This is a genomic window from Marinicella sediminis (assembly GCF_002000055.1).
Lineage (GTDB): Bacteria > Pseudomonadota > Gammaproteobacteria > Xanthomonadales > Marinicellaceae > Marinicella > Marinicella sediminis.
Map to the genome: position 1 here is coordinate 1 of NZ_MVBD01000039.1, position 800 is coordinate 800.

General features: G+C 57.6%; 1 protein-coding gene. It reads left to right on the plus strand.

Features of this window, described 5'->3' with window-relative positions:
• Nucleotides 1-800 (plus strand): Ig-like domain-containing protein (locus tag B0475_RS17355; RefSeq protein ID WP_198538375.1); only part of this gene is annotated, 800 nt, incomplete at both ends.

The following is an 800-nucleotide window of genomic DNA, read 5'->3' on the forward strand; positions in this document are numbered from 1 at the left end:
AATGTGGTGACCTGTTCGGCCACCGCTGGCGGTGCCGTGGATGGTGATGAACAAGCCACCACCACCGATGCGGCAGGTAACTCAGTGCAGTCTGATGCCTTCTTTACCCTGGACAACACGCCTCCGGCGGCTCCGGTGTGTACCGTGACTCCGGATCCTGCCAATGACGGCACAACCCTGACCGCGACCTGTACCGGTGTTGAAACCGGTGCCACCGTGACCATTCCGGGTTATGCCTGTGGCGCTGAAGCCGGCAATGTGGTGACCTGTTCGGCCACCGCTGGCGGTGCCGTGGATGGTGATGAACAAGCCACCACCACCGATGCGGCAGGTAACTCAGTGCAGTCTGATGCCTTCTTTACCCTGGACAACACACCTCCGGCAGCTCCAGTCATTACTTCACCGACAGCCGGCCAATTGACCAATAACAACACCCCAACAGTAACGGGTACTGCAGAACCTGGTTCCACAGTGACAGTAACCGGTCCATTGGGAGAAACCTGTTCTGTGGTGGCTGATATCAACGGCGATTGGAGTTGTGACATTGCTCCAGCATTGGCAGACGGCACCAATTTACTGAGTGCAACAGCTACGGATCCTGCGGGCAATGAATCAGCTGCAGCGACCGTCAGTATTGAAATCGACACCAGTGCACCGGCCGCGCCAGTGATCAATGTACCAACCAACGGTGATCCGGTGACCGGTACCGGTGAGCCTGGTGCCACGGTAACTGTCACCACCGGTTCTTCAGGTTCCTGTACTGCACTGGTACAACCGGATGGCAGCTGGTCTTGTACCCT